Annotated in this window: 1 protein-coding gene and 1 pseudogene; both read right to left on the bottom strand. The window is 39.3% G+C overall.

The window, feature by feature from the left end; translation table 11 throughout:
* Positions 1-240: 240 nt before the first annotated feature.
* Positions 241-513 carry a lipopolysaccharide assembly protein LapA domain-containing protein gene (locus tag PX636_RS19005; RefSeq protein ID WP_002788612.1) on the bottom strand — a complete coding sequence of 91 codons (273 nt, stop codon included), beginning with the start codon at positions 511-513 and terminating at the stop codon, positions 241-243.
* Positions 514-811: 298 nt separating this feature from the next.
* Positions 812-1024 (bottom strand): annotated as a pseudogene (locus PX636_RS19000) (IS4 family transposase); the annotation flags it as partial.

Genomic DNA, 1024 nt, shown 5'->3' with positions numbered 1-1024 from the left:
TAGGGCTTGCTGAATAATGGTAAAACCCTTTTAAAATAAGGCTTTTGACCTGTTAAAATCCGATGTTCATGCTGCGAAAATCGGATTGGGACCCTCAAAAACCTTGCATTATCCTTCTTGTAGTACATAATCTGGTACAAAAAGAGAGGGCAACAAAGCCTGAAACGACCGGCTACTGACGACCGACGACCGGCTACTGACTCCTAACCCCACCAACAAACTTTTTGCCGCAAACCCTATCTAAAAATCAAACTCGTCTAACCCCGGTTGTGGGGGAGGAAAGCGACTGCGAGGAGATTTTTTCGACTTTCTCAAAAAAGCGGGGATAAATGCGGCCATAAAAAATCCAATTCCCAAAGAAAAAGCCAATAAAACACCGATAGGTACTTTAATTGACTCAAATTGTAGAAACTTTAAAGAAACTGGTTGGATATTTTGAATAGCAAAAACTGCCATGGTCATAATCCAGCCGCCGACAATAGCACTAGCTAAAAAATTACTAATTGTATTCATGCTTGTCCTCGCCATGTTTGTGGGAGATTTTTTCAGGTTTTGTAGGCTAATTTCGCAGTTAGCTCCCTATTAATACCATTTTTCTTTATTCGTGGCCCTCCTATCCATTAGTCGCATCTTTCTTAACATAAAATTTGACAAAAAGAGAAAAGTGTGCAAGATTGCTCAAGGGGGTTCTATGGGGAAAATAATTTGATCAGATAGTTTCCAAGTCTGGCTGATATCATGTAACTTTCGCAGTCCCAACCAAATAGTTTTAATACTAAATCCGTTGAGCATAGGCTACGGATTTAGTATGACTTTCTTTTTCTTGGGTTTCTCTTTTTTTTCGTTGCTTGGCATCCCTAAATTCTTTTCTTCTCTTGCCCAGACCTATTGATTAATCAGTCCCAAAGGTATTCCTTGCGCTGACACTCCTAAGGTGGTATGAACTTTGAGACCAAAGGATTTTTTATAATCTAGATAACCCATTCCTTTTTTGGCTTTTTGGGTCGTAAAGTCTAAACTTGTT

The sequence above is a fragment of the Microcystis sp. M53598_WE2 genome (genome assembly GCF_030067735.1).
Lineage (GTDB): Bacteria > Cyanobacteriota > Cyanobacteriia > Cyanobacteriales > Microcystaceae > Microcystis > Microcystis aeruginosa.
This window is presented reverse-complemented; position numbering and strand designations above follow the sequence as displayed.

Bases quoted from the DNA above. Each gene is read 5' to 3' on its own strand.
- PX636_RS19005 (WP_002788612.1), bottom strand. From the start codon at position 513: ATGAATACAATTAGTAATTTTTTAGCTAGTGCTATTGTCGGCGGCTGG.